Annotated in this window: 16 protein-coding genes and 1 tRNA gene; 12 read left to right on the top strand and 5 right to left on the bottom strand. The window is 69.3% G+C overall.

The genetic code is table 11. The features are described from left to right. Positions 1–2 precede the first annotated feature (2 nt). Positions 3–3,122 (top strand): efflux RND transporter permease subunit, encoded by a 3,120-nt coding sequence (locus tag DDZ18_RS12570; RefSeq protein WP_109253748.1) that lies wholly within the window; start codon positions 3–5, stop codon positions 3,120–3,122. Between the two features lie 7 nt (positions 3,123–3,129). Here DDZ18_RS12570 and DDZ18_RS12565 read toward each other — a convergent pair whose 3' ends face one another. Beyond that, positions 3,130–3,696: a c-type cytochrome gene (locus DDZ18_RS12565; protein ID WP_109253747.1), complete on the bottom strand. Its 567-nt coding sequence runs from the start codon at positions 3,694–3,696 to the stop codon at positions 3,130–3,132. Positions 3,697–3,891: 195 nt separating this feature from the next. On the opposite strand from DDZ18_RS12565, the gene DDZ18_RS12560 reads away from it, so the two are divergent. From DDZ18_RS12560 to DDZ18_RS13810, 5 genes are all read left to right on the top strand, one after another. Then, positions 3,892–4,611: an ABC transporter ATP-binding protein gene (locus DDZ18_RS12560; protein WP_109253746.1), complete on the top strand. Its 720-nt coding sequence runs from the start codon at positions 3,892–3,894 to the stop codon at positions 4,609–4,611. Beyond that, entirely contained in the window at positions 4,608–6,983 is a 2,376-nt protein-coding gene (locus tag DDZ18_RS12555) for an ABC transporter permease (protein WP_109253745.1), read from the top strand. Before DDZ18_RS12560 ends, DDZ18_RS12555 begins: the two co-directional genes overlap by 4 nt. Before the next feature lie 7 nt (positions 6,984–6,990). Then, positions 6,991–8,187: an efflux RND transporter periplasmic adaptor subunit gene (locus DDZ18_RS12550; protein WP_109253744.1), complete on the top strand. Its 1,197-nt coding sequence runs from the start codon at positions 6,991–6,993 to the stop codon at positions 8,185–8,187. Between the two features lie 88 nt (positions 8,188–8,275). Continuing rightward, positions 8,276–8,839 (top strand): PAN domain-containing protein, encoded by a 564-nt coding sequence (locus tag DDZ18_RS12545; RefSeq protein WP_158272158.1) that lies wholly within the window; start codon positions 8,276–8,278, stop codon positions 8,837–8,839. A gap of 137 nt (positions 8,840–8,976) precedes the next feature. Next, positions 8,977–9,354 (top strand): hypothetical protein, encoded by a 378-nt coding sequence (locus DDZ18_RS13810; RefSeq protein ID WP_146190673.1) that lies wholly within the window; start codon positions 8,977–8,979, stop codon positions 9,352–9,354. 146 nt (positions 9,355–9,500) lie between these two features. Here DDZ18_RS13810 and DDZ18_RS12540 read toward each other — a convergent pair. Then, a tRNA-Thr gene (locus DDZ18_RS12540) sits at positions 9,501–9,576 on the bottom strand. 79 nt (positions 9,577–9,655) lie between these two features. Here DDZ18_RS12540 and DDZ18_RS12535 point away from each other — a divergent pair. Then, positions 9,656–10,852 carry an APC family permease gene (locus DDZ18_RS12535; protein WP_109253742.1) on the top strand — a complete coding sequence of 399 codons (1,197 nt, stop codon included), beginning with the start codon at positions 9,656–9,658 and terminating at the stop codon, positions 10,850–10,852. A gap of 18 nt (positions 10,853–10,870) precedes the next feature. Here the strand turns inward: DDZ18_RS12535 and DDZ18_RS12530 are convergent, their stop codons facing one another. Together DDZ18_RS12530 and DDZ18_RS12525 are read right to left on the bottom strand one after the other, a co-directional pair. Continuing rightward, entirely contained in the window at positions 10,871–12,220 is a 1,350-nt protein-coding gene (locus DDZ18_RS12530; protein ID WP_109253741.1) for a VCBS domain-containing protein, read from the bottom strand. 129 nt (positions 12,221–12,349) lie between these two features. Next, entirely contained in the window at positions 12,350–12,787 is a 438-nt protein-coding gene (locus tag DDZ18_RS12525) for a DUF1761 domain-containing protein (RefSeq protein ID WP_109253740.1), read from the bottom strand. Positions 12,788–12,892: 105 nt separating this feature from the next. Between DDZ18_RS12525 and metG the strand changes: the two genes are divergently transcribed. Both metG and DDZ18_RS12515 read left to right on the top strand, forming a co-directional pair. Next, positions 12,893–14,611 (top strand): methionine--tRNA ligase, encoded by a 1,719-nt coding sequence (gene metG, locus DDZ18_RS12520; RefSeq protein ID WP_109253739.1) that lies wholly within the window; start codon positions 12,893–12,895, stop codon positions 14,609–14,611. Positions 14,612–14,792: 181 nt separating this feature from the next. Then, the gene (locus DDZ18_RS12515) at positions 14,793–15,296 is read left to right on the top strand and encodes a hypothetical protein (protein WP_109253738.1); all 504 of its coding nucleotides are present in this window, start codon (positions 14,793–14,795) and stop codon (positions 15,294–15,296) included. 3 nt (positions 15,297–15,299) lie between these two features. Here the strand turns inward: DDZ18_RS12515 and DDZ18_RS12510 are convergent, their stop codons facing one another. Continuing rightward, positions 15,300–15,884, bottom strand: a complete 585-nt coding sequence (locus tag DDZ18_RS12510; RefSeq protein ID WP_109253737.1) for a hypothetical protein — start codon at positions 15,882–15,884, stop codon at positions 15,300–15,302. Positions 15,885–16,021: 137 nt separating this feature from the next. Here DDZ18_RS12510 and DDZ18_RS12505 point away from each other — a divergent pair, with 137 nt between their 5' ends. The 3 genes from DDZ18_RS12505 to DDZ18_RS12495 all read left to right on the top strand — a co-directional run bounded on the left by DDZ18_RS12505 (position 16,022) and on the right by DDZ18_RS12495 (position 19,164). Further along, complete coding sequence (locus DDZ18_RS12505) at positions 16,022–17,362, top strand: M20 metallopeptidase family protein (protein WP_109253736.1); 1,341 nt, start codon at positions 16,022–16,024, stop codon at positions 17,360–17,362. A 49-nt stretch (positions 17,363–17,411) separates the two neighbouring features. Beyond that, positions 17,412–18,608 carry a DUF819 family protein gene (locus tag DDZ18_RS12500; RefSeq protein ID WP_109253735.1) on the top strand — a complete coding sequence of 399 codons (1,197 nt, stop codon included), beginning with the start codon at positions 17,412–17,414 and terminating at the stop codon, positions 18,606–18,608. An 82-nt stretch (positions 18,609–18,690) separates the two neighbouring features. After that, positions 18,691–19,164 (top strand): hypothetical protein, encoded by a 474-nt coding sequence (locus DDZ18_RS12495; protein WP_109253734.1) that lies wholly within the window; start codon positions 18,691–18,693, stop codon positions 19,162–19,164. Positions 19,165–19,166: the final 2 nt, after the last annotated feature.

Here is a 19,166-nt window from a genome sequence, read left to right as displayed (position 1 = left end):
CGATGACGCTCTCCGACGTCGCGGTCCGACGCCCCATCCTCGCATTCGTCTTCTCCGCGCTGATCGTGGTGTTCGGCGTTCTGGCGCTTCAGCAGCTGCCTCTGCGCGAGCTGCCGGACGTCGATCAGCCGATCGTGTCGGTTTCGGCGAACTTCCCCGGCGCCAACGCCGAGGTCGTCGAAAACCGCGTCACGCAGGTGATCGAGGACCGCCTGTCGGGCATCGACGGCGTCGACACCATCACCTCGTCGTCGCGCGACGGCGAGTCCCGGGTGACCATCACCTTCAATCTGGGCCGCAATATCGAGGCGGCCGCCAACGACGTTCGCGACGCCGTCTCGCGCACGCGCGACGCGCTGCCCCAGGACGTGCAGGACGTCGAGGTCCGCAAGCAGGATTCCGACGCGCGCCCCTTCCTCTGGTACATGCTCGTCTCCGACCGGATGACGTCGGAGGAGCTGTCCGACTACGCCGACCGCTTCATCATCGACCGTTTCACCGTGCTCGAGGGCGTCGCCCGGGTCCGCATCGGCGGCGAGCGCCGTTACGCCATGCGCATATGGCTCGACCCGCGCGCCATGGCGGCGCGGAACATGACCGTCGCAGACATCGAGTCCGCGCTGCGCGCGGAGAATGTCGAGGTGCCCGGCGGCTCGGTCGAGACCGAGGACACCAATCTCGTCGTCAGGGTCGAAAGGCTGTTCTCCGATCCGGGCGAGTTCGCCCGCCTGCCGATCCGGACCGCCGAGGACGGCCATGTCGTCCGCCTGGGCGAACTCGCCGATGTCGAGCTCGCCGCCGAAGAGCCGCGCAACCTGTTCCGGGGCAACGGGCGGAACATGGTCGGCATCGGCTTCGTCCGGCAGAGCCGGTCCAACGCCGTCGATGTCGCCGACCGGATCCACGCCGAGGTCGAGCGGGTGCGGACCCAGCTTCCCGAAGGCATGGAGATGGTGGCCGGCTCGGACGACACCATCTTCATCAAGGAGTCGATCCGGGAAGTCTGGCGGACGCTCGCCATCGCCGCGGTGTTCGTGCTGGCGGTGATCTATCTCTTCCTCGGCTCGTTCCGCGCGGCGATCGTGCCCGCCGCTGTGGTGCCGGTCTGTCTCATCGGCGTGTTCGCCGTGCTGTCGCTCTTCGGCTTCTCCATCAACATCCTGACCCTGCTGGGCCTCGTGCTCGCAATCGGGCTGGTCGTCGACGATTCCATCGTCGTGCTGGAGAACATCCAGCGCCGCGTCGACATGGGCGAGCCGGCCATGCTCGCCTCGCTGCGCGGCGGCCGGCAGGTCTTCTTCGCCGTGGTCGCGACGACGGCGACCCTGGTGGCGGTGTTCGTTCCGCTCATCTTCCTGCCCGGCTTCATCGGCCGGATCTTCACCGAGCTCGCCGTCACCATCACCGGCGCGGTGGTGCTCTCCAGCCTGGTCGCGCTGACGCTGTCGCCGATGATGGCCTCGAAGCTGCTGGAAGCCTCGAGCGAGCATCGCGGGCCCGCCCGCTGGGTCGACAATGTCGTGCAGCGCGCCCGTTCGGCGTATCGCGACAGCCTCGAGATCGCGATGAGGGGACCCCTGCTGATCGTTCCCGTGGTCGTCGTCGCGCTCGGCGGTTCGGCCTTTCTGTTCACCCAGCTCCCCGGCGAGCTGACGCCGCCGGAGGACCGCGGCGGCTTCTTCGGCTTCTTCTCCGGACCGGAGGGCGCCAGCCACGAATACATGGCCGAGCAGGCGCTCGAGATCGAAGACGTGGTCATGGACTATGTCGAGGCTGGCGAGCTGCGCCGCGCGCTGGTGATCACGCCGGGGTGGGGCGGCGGCTTCAATTCCGGCTTCGTCATCGGATCGATGGTCGACTGGGACGACCGCCGGGACGGGCGCGAGATCGTCAACGAGATCAATGGCCGGTTCGGTCAGCTCACGGGCGTGCGCGCCTTCGCCTCGATGCGTTCGTCGCTCGGCGGCGGGGGCGGCGGCGACGACATCCAGATCGTTCTCCAGGGACCGGAGTACGAGGCCCTCAACCAGGAGGCCGAGCGGCTGCTCGCCGCGATCCGCAGCGAGGCGCCGTTCATGCTGCGGCCGCGCAAGGACTACGAGCCGACCTCGCCGCGACTCATCGTCGACATCGATCGCGAGCGCGCCGCCGCGCTCGGCGTGTCGGTGAGCGAGATCGGCCGCACGCTGCAGACCCATCTCGGTTCGCGCCGCGTCGGCCAGTTCATCGACCGGGGCGAGTCCTACAACGTGATCATGGAGAACCGCCGCGAGGCGCGCTCCAGTCAGAACGATCTCGAGTGGCTCTATGTCCGCGCGGGGTCCGGCGAGCTCATTCCGCTATCCAATCTCGTCGATTTGCGCGAGGTAGGCGAGGCGGCCGAGCGCAGCCGGGTGGACCGCCAGCGTTCGGTCTCGGTCTCGGCGACGCTCGCTGAAGGCGCGACGCTGGGCGACGCCATCGCCTTCCTCGACGCCTGGGCGCAGGAGAACCTGCCGCCGAGCATCGGAACGACCTATCTCGGCGGGGCGAAGGAATTCCTGGAATCCAACAACGCGATCTATTTCGCCTTCGCGATGGCGCTTCTGATCGTGTTCCTGGTTCTGGCTGCTCAGTTCGAGAGCTTCATCCAGCCGCTGGTGATCATGCTGACGGTCCCGCTCGCCGTGGCGGGCGGGCTGTTCGGCCTCTACATGGCCGGCTCCAGCCTCAATATCTACTCGCAGATCGGGCTGGTGATCCTGATCGGGCTGGCGGCGAAGAACGGCATCCTCATCGTCGAGTTCGCCAATCAGCTCCGCGAGCAGGGCCGGGACGTGCGCACGGCGACGCTCGAGGCCGCCGAGACGCGCTTCCGCCCCATCCTGATGACGGGCCTGTCGACCGCCATCGGCGCGCTGCCGCTGGTGCTGGCCGCCGGGCCGGGCTCGGAGAGCCGCATCACGATCGGCGTCGTGATCTTCACCGGCGTGCTCGTGGCGACGCTGTTCACGCTGTTCGTGGTGCCGGTCGCCTACGCCGTGTTCGGGCGCTTCACGAAGACGCCGAACTGGGTCTCGCGCCAGCTGGCCGAGCAAGCGGACGCCCGGGGCGACCGCGCTGTGGAAGTTCCCGCCGAGTAGGACGCGGTTACTCGTCGGCGTGGGTCTCGACGGCGAGATAGGCGATGACGTCGGCCCGGGTCTCCTCGTCGCGCAGACCGGCGAAGCTCATGCGGTTGCCCGGCAGGAAGTCGCGCGGATTGGCGAGCCATTCGTTGAGCTGTTCCGGCGTCCAGGCGAAGTCGGCCTCTTGCAGAGCGTTGGAATAGCGGAAGTCCTCCGCCTCGCCGACATTCCGGCTGAACAGGCCATGCAGGTTCGGCCCGACCATGTGACGGTCGTCCTCGCCCAGCGTGTGGCAGGTCTGGCAGACGCGGAAGGCGCGCCGACCCGCCTCCAAGTCCGCGCTCGCCCAGGGCTCGCCGTACTGCGCCAGTATCTCGCGCGCTTCGGCCGCTTCACCCTCGTCCTCGTGTTCATCCTCGTCCGCCTCGGATTCCCCGCTGCCGGAGGATTGCGTCTCCTCCGTCCCGGACGCGCGGCTCGCCTCCGTCTCGTCGGCGTTCGGTTCGGGCGCCTCCGCGGGCTCCTCGCCGCCGCAGGCGGCCAGGGCGAGAGCGCTCAGGGCGGTGAAGGCGGTCAGCGTGCGGCGCATCGCGGTCTCCTTTGTTCGGTCCGCTCGAAGCGGTCTTAATGCGGTAGCGCGGCGCCGCCCGGGAATCAACGCTGGCGAGGGCGCCGGCGCGTCGCGTGAGAGGAAACGCCGCACGCCCGGATTGGCGATGCCTGCTGCGCCGTGACGCGCTAGGCTGGACCCGCTGTCAACGCGCGAGGAGCCGTGCAAGGCCGGATGGCGGATCGACCGGAGACCCTCTGCTTCGAGACCCGTGACCTCTCGAAGGTCTACGGCTCGGGCGTCAGCGCCGTCCACGCGCTGCGCGGCGTCGACCTGCGGGCGCCGGAAGGCGAGCTGTCGGTGCTGCTCGGCCCGTCGGGGTCGGGCAAGTCGACGCTTCTCAACATCCTGGGCGGGCTCGACCGGGCGAGTTCGGGAGAGGCCTATTTCCGCGGCAAGGCGCTCCACGACGCCAGCGACCGCGAGCTGACGCGCTATCGCCGCGACCATGTCGGTTTCGTCTTCCAGTTCTACAACCTGATGCCGAGCCTGACCGCCGAGGAGAACGTCGCGCTGGTCACCGAGATCGCCACCGACCCGATGGAGCCCGCCGAGGCGCTCGAGATCGTCGGGCTGAAGGCGCGCATCGGCCATTTCCCAGCCCAGCTCTCCGGCGGCGAGCAGCAGCGCGTCGCGATCGCGCGCGCCATCGCCAAGAAGCCCGAGGTCCTGCTCTGCGACGAGCCGACCGGCGCGCTCGACTCCGCGACCGGCATCAAGGTGCTCGAGGCGCTCAAGCACGTGAACGAGACGCTCGGCGCGACGACTTTCATCATCACGCATAACGCCACGGTCGCCGATATGGCCGACCGGGTGATCGTCTTCGGCGACGGCCAGATCCGCGAAACGCGGGTCAACGAGACGAAGGTGGAGCCCAAGGAGCTGAGCTGGTGACCGGCCTCTTCTCCATGCTCGACCGCAAGCTCTTCCGGGAGCTGCGCGCGATGTGGGGGCAGGCGCTGGCGATCGCGGCGGTCATCGCCGGCGGGATTTCGGTCCACGTGGTGATGGCGGGCATGCTCGCATCGCTCGAGGAAACCCGGACAGCCTATTATGAACGCTACCGTTTCGCCGATCTCTGGGCGCCGGTGGTTCGCGCGCCAAACGCGCTGATCGACGACATACGCGCCGTCGAGGGCGTCGCCGCCGCCGAGACGCGGATCCGCGCGCCGGTGCTGTTCGACATGCCAGACATGACCGAACCCGCCAGCGGGGTGATCTACTCCCTGCCGCGGGGGCGGGGCGCGTCGGTGAGCGACATCCATCTCGCCCGCGGCCGCCTGCCGGATCCCGCCCGTCGCGACGAAGTGGTCGTCCTGGAGAGCTTCGCGACCGCCCACGAGCTCGACATCGGCGACGTGGTCCCGGCCACGATCCGCGGCAAGCGCGAGCGGCTGACCGTCGTCGGGCTCGCCCTGTCGCCGGAATATGTCTACGCGATCGCGCCCGGCCAGCTCGTCCCCGATCCGCGCCTGTTCGGCGTGCTGTGGATGGACCGCAATGCGCTGGAGAACGCCGCCGATCTGGAGGGGGCGTTCAACGAGGTGGCGCTCAGGCTGATGCGCGGCGCCGACGCCGCGCCGGTCAAGGACGCCCTGGACCGCATGCTCGAGCCCTATGGAGCGCCCGGCGCCTACGGCCGGCGCGATCACGTCTCCGACGCGTTCCTGTCGAGCGAGATCGAGCAGCTTCAGACGATGGGCGCGCTGATGCCGCCGATCTTCCTGGCCGTGGCGGCCTTCCTGGTGAACGTCGTGATCTCGCGGCTGATCGCCGTCGAGCGCGAGCAGATCGGGCTGTTGAAGGCGTTCGGCTACAGCTCGGGAGCGGTCAGCCGGCACTATCTCAAGCTCGTCGGCGTAATCGCCGTCATCGGGCTGGCCGTCGGCTTCGGGGCCGGCGCCTGGCTCGGCCGGGCGATGGCGGTGATGTACACCCAGTACTACAACTTTCCCTTCCTGGTGTTCGCCTTCACCCCGTCGGTCTACGCCATCGGCGCGCTGGTCACGTTCGCCGCTGCGGGCGGCGGCGCGGCCTGGGCGGTGAGCAAGGCGGCGCGGCTCGAGCCGGCCGTGGCCATGCGGCCGCCCCCGCCGCCGGACTATTCGCGCGGCGCCGGCGCGGCGGTGATCCGCTGGCGCGTCCTCGACCAGCAGACGCGCATGATCCTCAGACAGATCGTCCGCTGGCCGGTCCGGGCGGGCCTCTCCGTGGTCGGGGTGGCGGCGTCGGGCGCGCTGCTGGTGACGTCGCTCTACTTCCTCGACGCCATGGAGGTGATGGTCGAGACCTATTTCGGCGTCGCCAACCGGCACGACGTCTCGGTCAGCTTCGTCGAGGCCCGCGGCATGACGGCCTATCACGATCTCGCCCGGCGCGACGGCGTGCTCCAGTCCGAGCCCTATCGCAGCGCCGCGGCGCGGCTGCAGTTCGAGAATCGCGAGGTGCGCATGGGGATCACCGGCGTCGTCGCCGATCCGGAGCTGTCGCGCATGGTCGACGCCGACAACCGCTCGATCGCGCCGCCGCCGGGCGGGCTGATCCTGTCGCGGGACCTGGCCGACCGGCTGGGCGCCGAGGCCGGCGACACCATCCGCGCGGCGATCACCGAGGGGCGCCGGCCGGTCCTCGAGCTGCCCGTCGTCTCGACGCCGGTGGTGCTGGTGGGCTCGGGCGCGCAGATGCGCCTTGAGGAGCTCAACGCCGCGCTCGGCGAGGGCCGGGTCGTCTCCGGCGCCTATCTGCGCGTCGATCCCGAGCGCGTCGACGCGCTCTACACCGAGCTGAAGCAGGCCCCGGCGGTGGCCGGGGTCGGGCTGCACGGCGTCGCGCGGCGGAACTTCCAGGAGCTCATGGATCGTTCGATCGGGGTGAGCATCTGGGTCTATACCGGCTTTGCGGGAATGATCGCCGCCGGCGTGATCTACAACGCCATGCGCGTCTCGCTCGCCGAGCGCCAGCGCGAGCTGGCCAGCCTGCGCGTGCTCGGATTCTCCAAGGCCGATGTGAGCTACATCCTGCTCGGCGAGGCGGGCTTCCTGACGCTGGCGGCCATCCCGCTCGGGCTGGTCATGGGCACGGGGCTGGCCTGGTCGCTGTCGAAGGCGATGAGCACGGACTTCTTCCGCCTGCCCTTCATCATCACCGCGGGCACCTACGGTTACACGGCGCTGGTGCTCATCCTCATCTCCGCGGCGAGCGCGCTGTTCGTGCGCAACCGCATCGACCATCTCGACCTCGTCGCCGTTCTGAAGACACGCGAGTAACGCCCTGATGAAACTTCGATTCCGCACCGTCTTCTGGAGCGCCGCCGGCGTGATCGTCGCCGCGCTCATCGTCTACGCCTTCCTGCCGCGGCCGGTGCTCGCCGACTTCGCGGTCGTCGAGCGCGGCGACCTCGTCGTGCGCGTGCGCGACGAGGGCTATACCCGGGTGCGCGAGGTCTACGTCGTCTCCGCGCCGGTGGGCGGACGCCTGTTGCGCGTCGATCCCGAGGCCGGCGACGCCGTCGAGGCCGGCGCGACCCTAGCCAATATCCTGCCCTCGGATCCCGCCTTCCTCGACGTGCGCAGCCAGGCCGAGGCGCGCGCCGCGCTGCGTTCGGCGGAGGCCGCGATGGGCTTCGCCGAGGCCGAGCTCGAACGCGCCGAGGCGGAGGCCGAGTTCGCGCGCACCGAGATGAACCGCATCCAGACCCTGTTCGAACGCGGCACCGTGAGCCAGGGCGCGCTCGACCGCGCCCGCCTGCAGCTCAGGTCGGCCGAGGCCGCGCTCAACACCGCCCGGGCCAATGTCCGCATGCGGGCGGCCGAGCGCGACGCCGCCCAGGCGCGGCTCGTCGAACCGGGCCAGAACGGCGAGGTCGAGGGCGTCGTCGAGGTCGCAAGCCCGATCGCCGGCGAGGTGTTGCGCGTCGTCCAGGAAAGCGAATCCGTGGTCCAGCCCGGCCAGCCCATCCTCGAGCTGGGCGATCCGCGCGATCTCGAGATCGTCGCCGAGCTGCTCTCGACCGACGCGGTCCGGGTCGAGGAAGGCGCGCCGGCGATGATCGAGGACTGGGGCGGCGAGGATCCGCTGCGCGCGCAGGTCCGCCGGGTCGAGCCCTACGGCTTCCTCAAGGTCTCCGCGCTCGGCGTCGAGGAGCAGCGCGTCAACGTCATCCTCGATCTCGTCGACCCGCCGGAACAGTGGGCGAGCCTGGGTCACGGCTATCGCGTCGAACCCGCCATCGAGGTCTGGCGCGGCGAGGACGTCGTGCGCGCGCCCTCGGCGGCCCTGTTCCGCCACGAGGGCGGCTGGGCGGCCTTCGTCGTGGAGAACGGCCGGGCGCGCCTGCGCGCCGTCGAGATCGGCCGGACCAACGGCGTCCACGCCCGCGTTGTCTCCGGCCTCGAGCCCGGCGACACGCTCATCCTCTACCCCTCCGACCGCATCGAGGACGGGGTCGCCGTGGAGGAGAGGGAGGCGTAGGGAGCGTCGTGCGCGCCGACCTCAATTCGTGCTCCCGGCTGCGCCGTGCTATCCCTGAGCGACCATGCGTCGCCAGGGGAGGGACGTGATGCGCGTCTTGATAGTGCTTGCAGTCGCATTCTTGCTCGCCGTCGTATTCGCGGACGTCGCGCGAACACAGATGGTCGTGCCCGTGCAGGGGCATCTCGGACGACAATGCAATCTGGACAGCCAGTGTGACGCGCCGCTCGTCTGCAGCCCGGCCGGCCGGTGCGTGCAGGCCTGCGAGACCGTCCGCGACTGTCCCCACGGGCAGTATTGCGTGCAAGGCCGGCCGCAGGACGACTACAGGGTCTGCGCGCCGCGCTCGGCGATCGCGCAGGACTGGTTCCCCGCGCTCGAGCGCAACACCGACCGGCCAGGCAGCGACCTCGTCGGTTTCCCCCTCGACCGGGCCGACCCGATCGCGTGCCATTCCGAATGCGCGAACGATCCCCGGTGCCGGGCCTGGACCTATGTCGAGCCGGGACGGCAGGGCGCCCTGCCGCGTTGCTATCTGAAGAATCCCGTGCCGGATCCCCGTCCGAACCGCCACACGGTGTCGGGCGTCATCCGCGGCCCGTCGGGCGCCTATGCGGTGGGCGGCATGGCCCGTGAGGCCGGGCCGGATTGAGGCGGGGGAGGCGTAGGGCAGTCCGCCTTCGCCTGACGGCTCCGGCGAGACAGCCTTCGCTCGTGGGAACCTAGCTGAAGGTGACGCGCAACGTGCTCGGCGAGCCGCCGTTTACAGGTGAGTTTAAGCGTTAGAGGATGATTTGGCAGCGTTTTGGGTGCCAGAACGATTTAGCTTGGGGGTTCGAAATGCAGGTGCGAACATCCTATGAAACCGACAAGGAATATAGAGAAAAGGTCAATAAATTTGAGAGGGATACCGGACTGGAATGGGATCCCGAACTCGTCGGGAGCATGAACACGTTCGGCGTGCGTGCGGGATACTTGGTTTTCGTTCTCGTGCTCATCGCCGGTGTATGGCTCACCATCGACACCCTCAGCGGATGGGGATGGAGAGTGCTGGGTGTGATCGGTTCGCTCGTTGTTGCAACGATTGTGGCTGCTGTTGTTCAGAACGTTGTGGGGAACCGTGATGCTGATCATCGCTGGAGACGGAAGTCTGGGCGCAACACTTAGCATTAGGCACGGTGTCCCGAGCATTCGTGGGACGAGCCGCCGGGTCGGAGGCCTGCAAACCATCGACAACCCGTTCCGCGCGAGCGTGTCACCCACGTCTTAGGTGCGTTCTGTTACCTATGTGTCCGGGGCGGACAAGCGAAGGCTGGCGCCGGCTGAGGGACTCGAACCCCCGACCTTCGGTTTACAAAACCGCTGCTCTACCAGCTGAGCTAAGCCGGCGCGTTCGGTCCATGTACGCGCCCGGGGTTTCGCGCTCAAGCGTTCCGCCGCACGATGGCGTGCGAAGGGAGGCGGGCGCTTGACCGAACTCCGCCGCGCCGTCGGCCCGCTGGGGCTGTCGCTCTACGGGATCGGCGTCACCGTCGGCGCCGGGATCTACGCGCTCATCGGCGAGGCCGCCGGGCTGGCGGGGCAGTGGACGCCGCTCGCCTTCGTCATCGCCTGCGCGCTCGCCGGCGTAACCGCGCTGTCCTACGCCGAGTTGTCGACGCGCCATCCCGAAAGCGCCGGAGAGGCGGCCTATGTCGCCTCCGGCCTCAGGCGGCGATGGCTCGCCGCAGCGGCGGGCTACGGCGTGGCGTTCACTGGAATGATCTCTTCGGCGACGATATTGCGCGGCTTCGCCGGCTATCTCGCCGAATTCGTCGTCCTGCCCGACTGGCTGACGATGGCCGCGCTGATCACCGTGCTCGCCGGCGTGGCGCTGTGGGGCGTGCGGCAGACGGTGATGGCGGCCGCCGTCGTGACGCTCATCGAGGTCGCCGGGCTGATCTTCGTGATCGTCGCCGCCGCGCCGCAGGCCGTGACCGATCCGCTGCAGATCGACGCGCCGCTCCGCGCGGCCGGCCTGCTGCAGGCTTCGGTGCTCGCCTTCTTCGCCTTCATCGGCTTCGAGGACATCGTCAACATGGCCGAGGAGGCGCGCCGTCCGCACCGCGACATGCCGATCGCGATCGGCGCGACGCTCGCTGCGGCGCTGGTGCTCTACACGCTGGTGGCCTGGACGGCGACGGCGATCGTGCCTGGCGCGGAGCTCGCCGCCAGCGGCGCGCCGCTGGCGCGCGTGGTCGAAGCCGCGCTCGGCGGGGGCGGGCGGCTGATCGCCGGAGTCGCGCTGATCGCCATGGTCAACGGGGTGCTGATCCAGATGGTGATGGCCGCGCGCGTGCTGTACGGCCTGTCGCGCCGCGGCCTTGCTCCGGACGCTTTGTCGGACGTGCACGCCCGCGCCCGGACCCCGCATGTCGCCACGCTGACCGCCGCCGGCGTCATCGCCGTTCTGGCGCTGAGCGCGCCGATCGCGACGCTGGCCGAGGCGACCTCGCTGGTCACGCTCGCCGTCTTCACGCTGGTCAATCTGTCGCTCGCGGCGATCCGTGTCCGCGGCGATGTCAGCGCCGAGCGAGTCTTCGTCGCGCCGGCCTGGACCCCGGCGCTGGGCGCGGCGGCGAGCCTTGCGATGCTCGCCGCCGCGTTGACGCTGCGCTTGATCTAGGGGGGCGATCGAGCGGGGTCAGACCCCGGCGGAGGCCGCCGCCATCATGTCGGCCTCGAGGCCGTCGAGGCCCGGGGCGGCGTTCACCGCGTCGTGCGCGACCGGGCCGGCGTGCGCCGCGCCGGTCGCGGATCCCGGGAAGAAACTGTCGAGCGAGCCCTCGGTCTGGCTTTCGACCATGGTCGCGAAGAGGTCGCCGTCGGTTTCCGACGTCGTGACCGTTTCGGGTTCGGAGACCGACGCCGTGGTCAGGCTCGACGCCGTCGATCCGCTCGTCTCCACGACCAGGTCGGTGATGGTCAGCGTCGGTCCGAAGAAGGGGTCGTCCATGTCGACCGCGCCGAAGCCGATCTCGTAGGTTCCGGCCTCGAGCTCGATGGAGAAGCTCTGCGGGCCCTCCACGCCGGGATACTGCTCGAGCATGATCGGCTCGCCGTTGATGGTGATGAAGCCGAAATCGCGGAAGACCGAGCTGCCCTCGTCGCCGCCGGCGAGGTCGAACGTGAAGCTGAGCGTTCCCGCCGCGTCGAGCGTGACCGTCGTCATAATCGCCGAGCCCGACGCCGCGTCGCCGAGCGAGAAGGCGTCGAGCGTCGTGGTCATGCCGAGGAAGGCCTCGATCTCGGAATCCGTCTGCCGGTCGTCGGTCTCGGCGATGACCTCGATGGTCCCGTCGGCGATCGCGGATTCGCCGATCGTCTGCCAGCCCGACAGCGTCTGCTCGGACGTGTCGGCGGTTCCCGTGATCGTCACCGTGACGACGCCATCGGTGACGTCCTGGCCGTCGCTGGCGGTGAAGCCCACCTCGACGTCGACCGTCTCGCCTTCGCCGAGGCCCTGGTAGGCGTCGCCGGGATCGAAGGTGATTTCGCCGGTTGCGGGATCGAAGCTCACCTCGCCGTCGAAGGCCGAGCCGTCGACGGAGACCAGCGAGACCGCATCGTTCTCGAAGTCCCAGGCGTCGGCGAGCGCGTCGACCGTGACCGCCTCGCCGTCCTCGACGAGATCGACGGCGTGATCGTCGACGACGGGGGCGTTGTTGCGCCCGTCGAGATAGACGGTCGCGTTGTCGAACTGCGCGGCCTCGATCTTGATGAGCACATCGTTTCCGTCTTCGCCGGACACGCTGGCGCCGCGTCCGCTCGTCGCGAAGGCGTAATCGCGCGCGTCGCCGTCGAAGATCACGGTGTCGACGCCGCCGCCGCCGACGAAGGTCTCGTCCGCAGCCGTGCTGACGAAGACGTCATTCTCGCCCGATCCGGCGATACGCGCGCCTGCCGGGCCGCGTCCGGGCGGCGGGCCGCCGGCGGCCTGAGCGGGCGGGCCCTGGACGTCCGGGCGTCCGGGAGTCTCCTGGGGTTTCGGCATGACGGCGCCTTTCTCCAGCCAAAGCGCGTTCCTGCGCGTCCGGGGAAAACGGTGCCGACGGCGCCGCCCGCCGCCAAGGCATCGCTGTTAATCCCGGTTAATGGATGGCTAATGCGCCGACGCGACGTTCTAGAGAGAGGCGGCCTCGACGATGCGCGGCGTCTTGCGCCAGACCAGCACGGCCGCGGCGGCCAGCGCGCCGAGAAGCACGTGGATCGCATCCATCGCGAACAGGCCGAGCGGATAATCCGCGCCGTAGACCCAGCCGTACATGAGCGCGGTGAAGGCGAAGCCGAGCCAGGCGAAGAAGCCGACCTTGAGATGGCCGGCGATGTCGCGCGCCCCGCTCATTTCGATGAGCGCGGAAAGCCCGATCACGGTGAGGATCGGCATGACCGGCGACAGCGCCATCTTCCATTCCTGGCCAGCATAATCGGCCTCCGTGACGCCGGCGAGGCTCATCCAGAGATCCTGGAAGACCACGCCGTAGATCAGGAAGCCGATGAGGTAGATCGCCGCCACGGCGGCGACCGCGGCGATGAGGTCGTGACCGAAAATCCGGGGCATGATGTTTTCCTCCCCCGCCGGGGCGGCTATTGCTGCGCCCTCGACACTGGTTCGGCGCGCGTTCGCGCCGTGAATGAATCATACTCCTCATGGGGATTCGCCGCCATGGCCCGCATCCTGATCACGAGCGCGCTGCCCTACATCAACGGCGTCAAGCACCTGGGCAATCTCGCCGGCTCGATGCTGCCCGCCGACGTCTATGCGCGTTTCGAGCGGATGCGCGGAAACGACGTGCTCGCGATCTGCGCGACCGACGAGCACGGCACGCCCGCCGAGCTGGCCGCGGCGGCGGCCGGCCAGGACGTGAAGAGTTATTGCGACGAGCAGTACGCGATCCAGAAGGCGATCGGCGAGCAGTTCGGTCTGAGCTGGGACTATTTCGGCCGGACCTCGTCTAAGCGGAACGCCGAGCTGACGCGCCATTTCGCCGACGTGCTGGAGGACAAGGGCCTGATCGAGGAGATCGTCGAGGAGCAGGTCTACTCCATCGACGACGGCCGCTTCCTGCCCGACCGCTATATCGAGGGGACCTGCCCCAATTGCGGCTACGAGAAGGCTCGCGGCGACCAGTGCGACATGTGCGGCAAGCTGCTCGACCCGACCGACCTGATCGATCCCTATTCGGTGATCTCGGGTTCGAAGAATCTCGAGGTCCGCGAGACGCGCCATCTCCAGCTCAAGCAGACCAAGATGGAGGCCCGCCTGCGCGAGTGGGTCGACGCCGCCGACGGTTGGCCGTCGCTCGCCAAGTCGATCGCCTACAAGTGGCTCGACGAGGGGCTGCGCGACCGCACCATCACGCGCGATCTCTCCTGGGGGGTGAAGGTGCTGAAGGACGGAAAGCCGCGCCCGGGTTTCGAGGACAAGGTCTTCTACGTCTGGTTCGACGCGCCCATCGGCTATATCGGCGCGACGGCCGAGTGGGCCGACGCCGCGGGCGGCGACTGGGAGGCCTGGTGGCGCACCGACAGGGGCGCCGACGACGTCACCTATGTCCAGTTCATGGGCAAGGACAATGTCGCCTTCCACACCGTGTCCTTCCCCGCGACCATCCTGGGCTCGGAGGAGCCGTGGAAGACGGTCGACCGCCTGAAGGCCTTCAACTGGCTGACCTGGTACGGCGGCAAGTTCTCCACCAGCGAGCACCGCGGCGTGTTCATGGACCAGGCCCTCGAGCTGCTGCCCGCCGACTACTGGCGCTGGTATCTCACCGCCGGCTCGCCGGAGGGCGGCGACGCCCAGTTCACCTGGGAGCATTTCCAGTCGGTGGTGAACAAGGATCTCGCCGACGTTCTGGGCAATTTCGTCAATCGCGTGCTGCGCTTCGGCAAGTCGCGCTTCGACGGCCACATTCCCGCGGGCGGAACGCCGGGCGAGGCCGAGCGCTGGCTCTACGCCGAGGTCGACGAGCGCCTGGCGGCGATCGCGAAGCACTACGACGCCATGGAGTTCCGCAAGGCCGCCGCCGAGACGCGCGCGCTGTGGGCGGCGGGCAACGAGTATCTCACCCGCGCCGAGCCGTGGGCGCATTTCAAGACCGACCACGCCCGCGCCGCGCTGGGCGTGCGCACGGGCGTCAATCTGTGCCGGCTGTTCGCGCTGGCCACATACCCGATCGTCCCGTTCGCCGCCGAGAAGATCGCCCACGCCGTCGGGGTGGCCCACGAGGGCTGGCGCTGGCCCGAGGCGAGCGCCGAGGAGGTGCTCACCGCGCTGCCGCCCGAACGCCCCTTCACCCCGCCCGACGTGCTGTTCGCCAAGATCGAGGACGAGCAGGTCGAAGAGTGGCGCGAGCGCTTCGGTGGCGAGCCGGCGGGCGAGTGACGAATTGAATTCCCGGACGCGCCGCAGGCGCGATCCGGGACCGTGGCGGGATTTGCGTCGGGAGGCCCCGGCTCTCGCTCCGCTCGGCCGGGGTTTCAATCCGTGCGCCTCGCCGCCTTAGCCCTTCTGAAAGCTTGATGCGTCAAGGTCCGGCCGGGATGGAGGAAATCCGGGCGAAGGCATGAGCGAAGCCGCGCACAAGCTGGGCGAGGGCGCGCTGTCGGCGGACAAGCTGGCGGCGGCGAACATCCATCCCGAGACCGGGCTTGCGACCGATTATCTGAACCACTTCAACGAGGTGGCGATGATGATGGAGATGCTGCCCGACATGCCCGATTGCGCCGAGGACGTGCTGGCCTGGGAGCCGCTCGACTACGAGGCGCACTTCGAACGCTCGGGGTTCGCGGCCAAGGCGCTGGCGATCAAGGCGTATCGCGCCGCGCCGCGCGCGCTGCGCGCCCATCTCGAGACCATCGTGCTGTCGCTCAACGCCGAGATCGGCCGCGCCAAGGCCCTGCTCGAGACCGGCGATCCCGACGCGCCGGCGCAGGTCGCGCGGCTGGCGGGCGAGGAGATCCATCCGCTGATCGCCGCGGCGAGCAACGCCATTCACGGCCGCATCGAGGGCGAGGACCTCTGCGAGGACTGCCCCGCCCAGGCCGATGTCGACGCGCTGTTCGCATAGGGCTCAGATGAGACCGCGCGACCGCAGCGCGGAGCGGTAGTGCGTCAGCAGATCGCGGTGGATCCGGGCGATCTCCGGCGACCATTTCTCGGCGCGCTCCGCGCCCTTGAAGCCGGCGCGCTCGGCGAGATTGACGAAGGCGAGATCGGCGCGCGCCGGCGCGTCGCCCACGACCTTCAGGATCACCTCGGCGGCCTTGAGATTGCCCGGGTCGAGCACGGCCTTGAGCGCGTCGTCGTCGAAGGCCTGGGCGTTCATCATCCGGTAGAGCGCCGCGTAGCGCTGGATCGGCAACGCCCCGATGAGCTCCGCCATCGCCGCGTCCACGACGAAGGCGGCCTGCGGCGTCAGCTTCTGCGCCTCGGCCTCGGACAGCATGGCGAACTTGATGAGCTGGAGCAGGTTGGAGCGCTTGCGGATGAGGCTGTTGAGCGTCTGGGCGAAGGCGAGATGCAGGCGCTTGAACTCCACCCACGCCTCGACGGCCTGGCGGAAGGCCAGGTCCGGCGCCGGTCCGGCCGGCGACGCGGTGCGCTCCTCGGCGACCCACAGGCCGGAAAGCGCGCGCTTGAAATTGCCTAGCGCCATGAACTCGGTCTGATCCCTCGCCGTGAGCCAAGCACGGGAGATGTTGCCATGGCGTTAGGCCGCCGGACCGCGCGGCGGCATTGACGCCCCGGCCGGGCCGGTCTCGAATGCGCGCGAAGCAGAGACCGGAGTTCCCCATGCGCCGCCTTTTCTCCGCCGCCGCCTGCGCGCTCGCGCTCGGCGCGCCCGCCTTCGGCCAGGACGCCCTGCGCACCGAGATCGCAACCGACTACGAGAGCCATCTCGAAGGGCTCTACCGGCATTTCCACGCCAATCCCGAGCTGTCCTTCGTCGAGCACGAGACCGCCGCGCGGCTGGCCGAGGAGCTCCGTGAGGCCGGCTTCGAGGTCACCGAGGGCGTGGGGCGGACCGGGATCGTGGCGGTCCTGGAGAACGGCGAAGGCCCGACGGTGATGCTGCGCGGCGACATGGACGGCCTGCCGATGGAGGAGCGCACCGGGCTCGATTTCGCCTCCGAGGTCGTCATGGAGGACCGCAACGGGAACTCCTTCCCGGCGATGCACGCCTGCGCCCACGACACCCACGTCACCGCGCTCATCGGCGCCGGGCGCTGGATGGCGGAGAATCGCGAGGCCTGGTCCGGGACGCTCGTCCTGATCGGCCAGCCCGCCGAGGAGATCGGCCTGGGCGCCTACGAGATGCTCAATGACGGGCTCTACGAGCGCTTCGGCGGCGCGCCCGACGCGGTCGTGTCCTTCCACACCTGGGGCTACATGCCCGCCGGCGAGATCCGCTACGTGCCCGAATACGCCATGGCCAATGTCGACACCGTCGACGTCTATGTGCGCGGCGTCGGCGCCCACGGCGCCTCGCCGCATCTCGGCAAGGACCCGGTCGTGCTGGGCAGCCAGATCGTGATGAACCTGCAGACTCTGGTGAGCCGCGAGCTGTCGCCGTTCGAGACCGGCGTGGTGACCGTCGGCGCGTTCAACGCCGGGACCAAGCACAACATCATCTCCGACGAGGCCCATCTCCAGATCACCGTGCGCTCCTACACCGACGAGGTGCGCGAGCAGCTGCTCACCGGCATCGAGCGCATCGCGCGCGGACAGGCCGAGGCGGCGGGCCTCCCCGAGGCGCTGATGCCGGAAATCGAGATCGAGGAGGTCTACACCCCGGCGGTCTACAACGATCCCGCCCTGTCGGCACGCGCCGGCGAGGTGCTGCGCGACCGTTTCGGCGAGGCCGTCCAGATCGGCCAGCCGGTGACCGGCGGCGAGGACTTCGCCCGCTACGGCCGCACCGACGAGGACGTGCCGATCTTCATGTTCTGGGTCGGCGCGACGCCCGACGATGTGTGGGCCGAGGCTCAGGAAACCGGCGAGGCGCCGCCCTCCAATCACTCGCCCTTCTTCTATCCCGACGCCGAAGCGGCGATCACCACCGCGGGCGAGGGCATGATCGCCATCGCGCTCGACCTGTTCGACGAGGGCGTGCCGGCGGGCGAGACGGAGTAGCCGCCGGAGCGCGGCCTCGACGGCGAGCGGACGAAAAAAGGGGCGGGGCATGGACGACGCGGCTTCGGCCACGCTGATCCCGGCGGGCAATCACATGGCGGTCATGGCGGCGCTGTTCGCCGTGGCGATGTTCGGCTTCCTGATGGAGAAGACGAAGATCGGCGCGCTGCTGACCGGCGCGGTCTGGGCGATTCTCGGCGCGATCCTGCTCGCCAATCTGCGGGTGATTCCCCACGACGCGCCGGCCTACGGCTTCGTCTTCGACTACTTTGTGCCGGTGCTGATCCCGCTCTTCCTGTTCAAGGCGGACCTCAAGCGGATCTTCTTCGAGACCGGGCGGATGGCCGGCGCCTTCATGCTCGCCGCGCTGGGCACGACGGTGGGCGTCGTCATCGCCATGCTGCTTCTGGATTTCGGCGCCCGCGAGCCCGGCGTCGCCGGAGCCTTCACCGCGACCTATGTCGGCGGCTCGGTCAATTACGCCGCGCTGCTGGACATGACCGGACTGCGCGAGGACGAGTCCTTCGTCGCCGCGGCGACCGCGGTCGACAACATGGCGAGCGCGCTCTTCCTGGCGGTCCTCGCCGTGCTGCCGGGCTGGGCGTGGCTGGCGCGGCGCTTCCCCGCGATCGACCACACGCAGGGCGACGACGATCCCGAGGTCCCGGAGGGCACGCCCACGGCCTTCACGCTGACGACGGTGCTCGCGCTCGCGCTGATCGTGGTGGCGCTGGCCGACGCTATCGTCTTCTTCGGCGACCGCTGGGTCGCGGCGAACCTGCCGCCGGCCTGGGACGGCCTGTTCTCGGGCTATCTGCGCTACGTCATCATCACGATCCTCGCTCTGATCCCGGCCACGGCGATGCCCGGCCGCATGGCGAAGCTCCACGGCGGCTACGAGCTGGGACTGGGGCTGGCCTTCGTCTTCTTCGCCGCCATCGCAGCCGGGGCGAACATCGAGGCGATGATCCGCCAGGCGCCGATCCTGATCCCGATGGTGGCGATCATTCTGGCCGGGCATGCGCTGGTGGTGTTCGGGCTGGGCTCGGTCTTCCGCCTGTCGCTGCCCGAGCTGATCACCGCGTCGAACGCCTCGATCCTGGGCGCGACGACGGCGCCGGCGCTGGCCGCCGCGAAAGGCTGGCGCGACCTCGTCACGCCGGGCGTGCTGGTGGGCGTGTTCGGCTATGCGCTGGGCACGGTGCTGGGCTCGGCCGTCTACGGGATCTGGCAGGCGCTCGGCTGACGTCGGGGCGGCTCGCGGGGTGTCGCCGCCTTGCGCGCACTGATATCCTCCGAAGCGAGGCTTCCGGAAAGGGGATGCATCGATGTCCGACAAAACCAGCAAGGCCGCCATGCTCGCGCTGCTCGGGGCGTCGCTCGGCATCGCACCCGCACAGGCGGGGCAATCGCCCGATGGAGAGGACGGCGCCCGTCCGGCCGTCGATCTCGGCGCGGCTCAGGAGGCGCTCGACAGCCGCCAGATCAAGATCGCCGATCCCGAGGCGCGGCAGCACAAGGTCACCGACGAGGAGTCCCGCCAGATCAAGATCGGCGAGCCCGAAACCCGGCAGCACAAGGTCGACGCCGAGTCGATGCAGTACAAGCTGGAGACGCCGCAGGTCGATCCGGAGGCGCTCCGGGAATCGCGGCAGTTCAAGGTCGAGTCTCCGGAATCGCGTCAGATCAAGATTGAGGAGCCGGAGAGCCGCCAGATCAAGATCGACGGCGTCGACGGCGAGGCGGTCGAAGACGGCGCGGGCGGCGGCCCGCACGACGCCGGGGGCGGTCCGCACCGCTAGAC

The sequence above is a fragment of the Marinicauda salina genome (assembly GCF_003122085.1).
Lineage (GTDB): Bacteria > Pseudomonadota > Alphaproteobacteria > Caulobacterales > Maricaulaceae > Maricicauda_A > Maricicauda_A salina.
This window is presented reverse-complemented; position numbering and strand designations above follow the sequence as displayed.

Excerpts from the sequence above, each read along its gene's own strand:
- DDZ18_RS12560 (WP_109253746.1), top strand. The coding sequence starts at position 3,892 with ATGGCGGATCGACCGGAGACCCTCTGCTTCGAGACCCGTGACCTCTCG.
- DDZ18_RS12515 (WP_109253738.1), top strand. The coding sequence starts at position 14,793 with ATGAGCGAAGCCGCGCACAAGCTGGGCGAGGGCGCGCTGTCGGCGGAC.
- DDZ18_RS12495 (WP_109253734.1), top strand. The coding sequence starts at position 18,691 with ATGTCCGACAAAACCAGCAAGGCCGCCATGCTCGCGCTGCTCGGGGCG.
- DDZ18_RS12565 (WP_109253747.1), bottom strand. The coding sequence starts at position 3,696 with ATGCGCCGCACGCTGACCGCCTTCACCGCCCTGAGCGCTCTCGCCCTG.
- DDZ18_RS13810 (WP_146190673.1), top strand. The coding sequence starts at position 8,977 with ATGATTTGGCAGCGTTTTGGGTGCCAGAACGATTTAGCTTGGGGGTTC.
- DDZ18_RS12525 (WP_109253740.1), bottom strand. The coding sequence starts at position 12,787 with ATGCCCCGGATTTTCGGTCACGACCTCATCGCCGCGGTCGCCGCCGTG.
- DDZ18_RS12530 (WP_109253741.1), bottom strand. The coding sequence starts at position 12,220 with ATGCCGAAACCCCAGGAGACTCCCGGACGCCCGGACGTCCAGGGCCCG.
- DDZ18_RS12550 (WP_109253744.1), top strand. The coding sequence starts at position 6,991 with ATGAAACTTCGATTCCGCACCGTCTTCTGGAGCGCCGCCGGCGTGATC.
- DDZ18_RS12570 (WP_109253748.1), top strand. The coding sequence starts at position 3 with ATGACGCTCTCCGACGTCGCGGTCCGACGCCCCATCCTCGCATTCGTC.
- DDZ18_RS12500 (WP_109253735.1), top strand. The coding sequence starts at position 17,412 with ATGGACGACGCGGCTTCGGCCACGCTGATCCCGGCGGGCAATCACATG.
- DDZ18_RS12545 (WP_158272158.1), top strand. The coding sequence starts at position 8,276 with ATGCGCGTCTTGATAGTGCTTGCAGTCGCATTCTTGCTCGCCGTCGTA.
- DDZ18_RS12510 (WP_109253737.1), bottom strand. The coding sequence starts at position 15,884 with ATGGCGCTAGGCAATTTCAAGCGCGCGCTTTCCGGCCTGTGGGTCGCC.
- metG (WP_109253739.1), top strand. The coding sequence starts at position 12,893 with ATGGCCCGCATCCTGATCACGAGCGCGCTGCCCTACATCAACGGCGTC.
- DDZ18_RS12505 (WP_109253736.1), top strand. The coding sequence starts at position 16,022 with ATGCGCCGCCTTTTCTCCGCCGCCGCCTGCGCGCTCGCGCTCGGCGCG.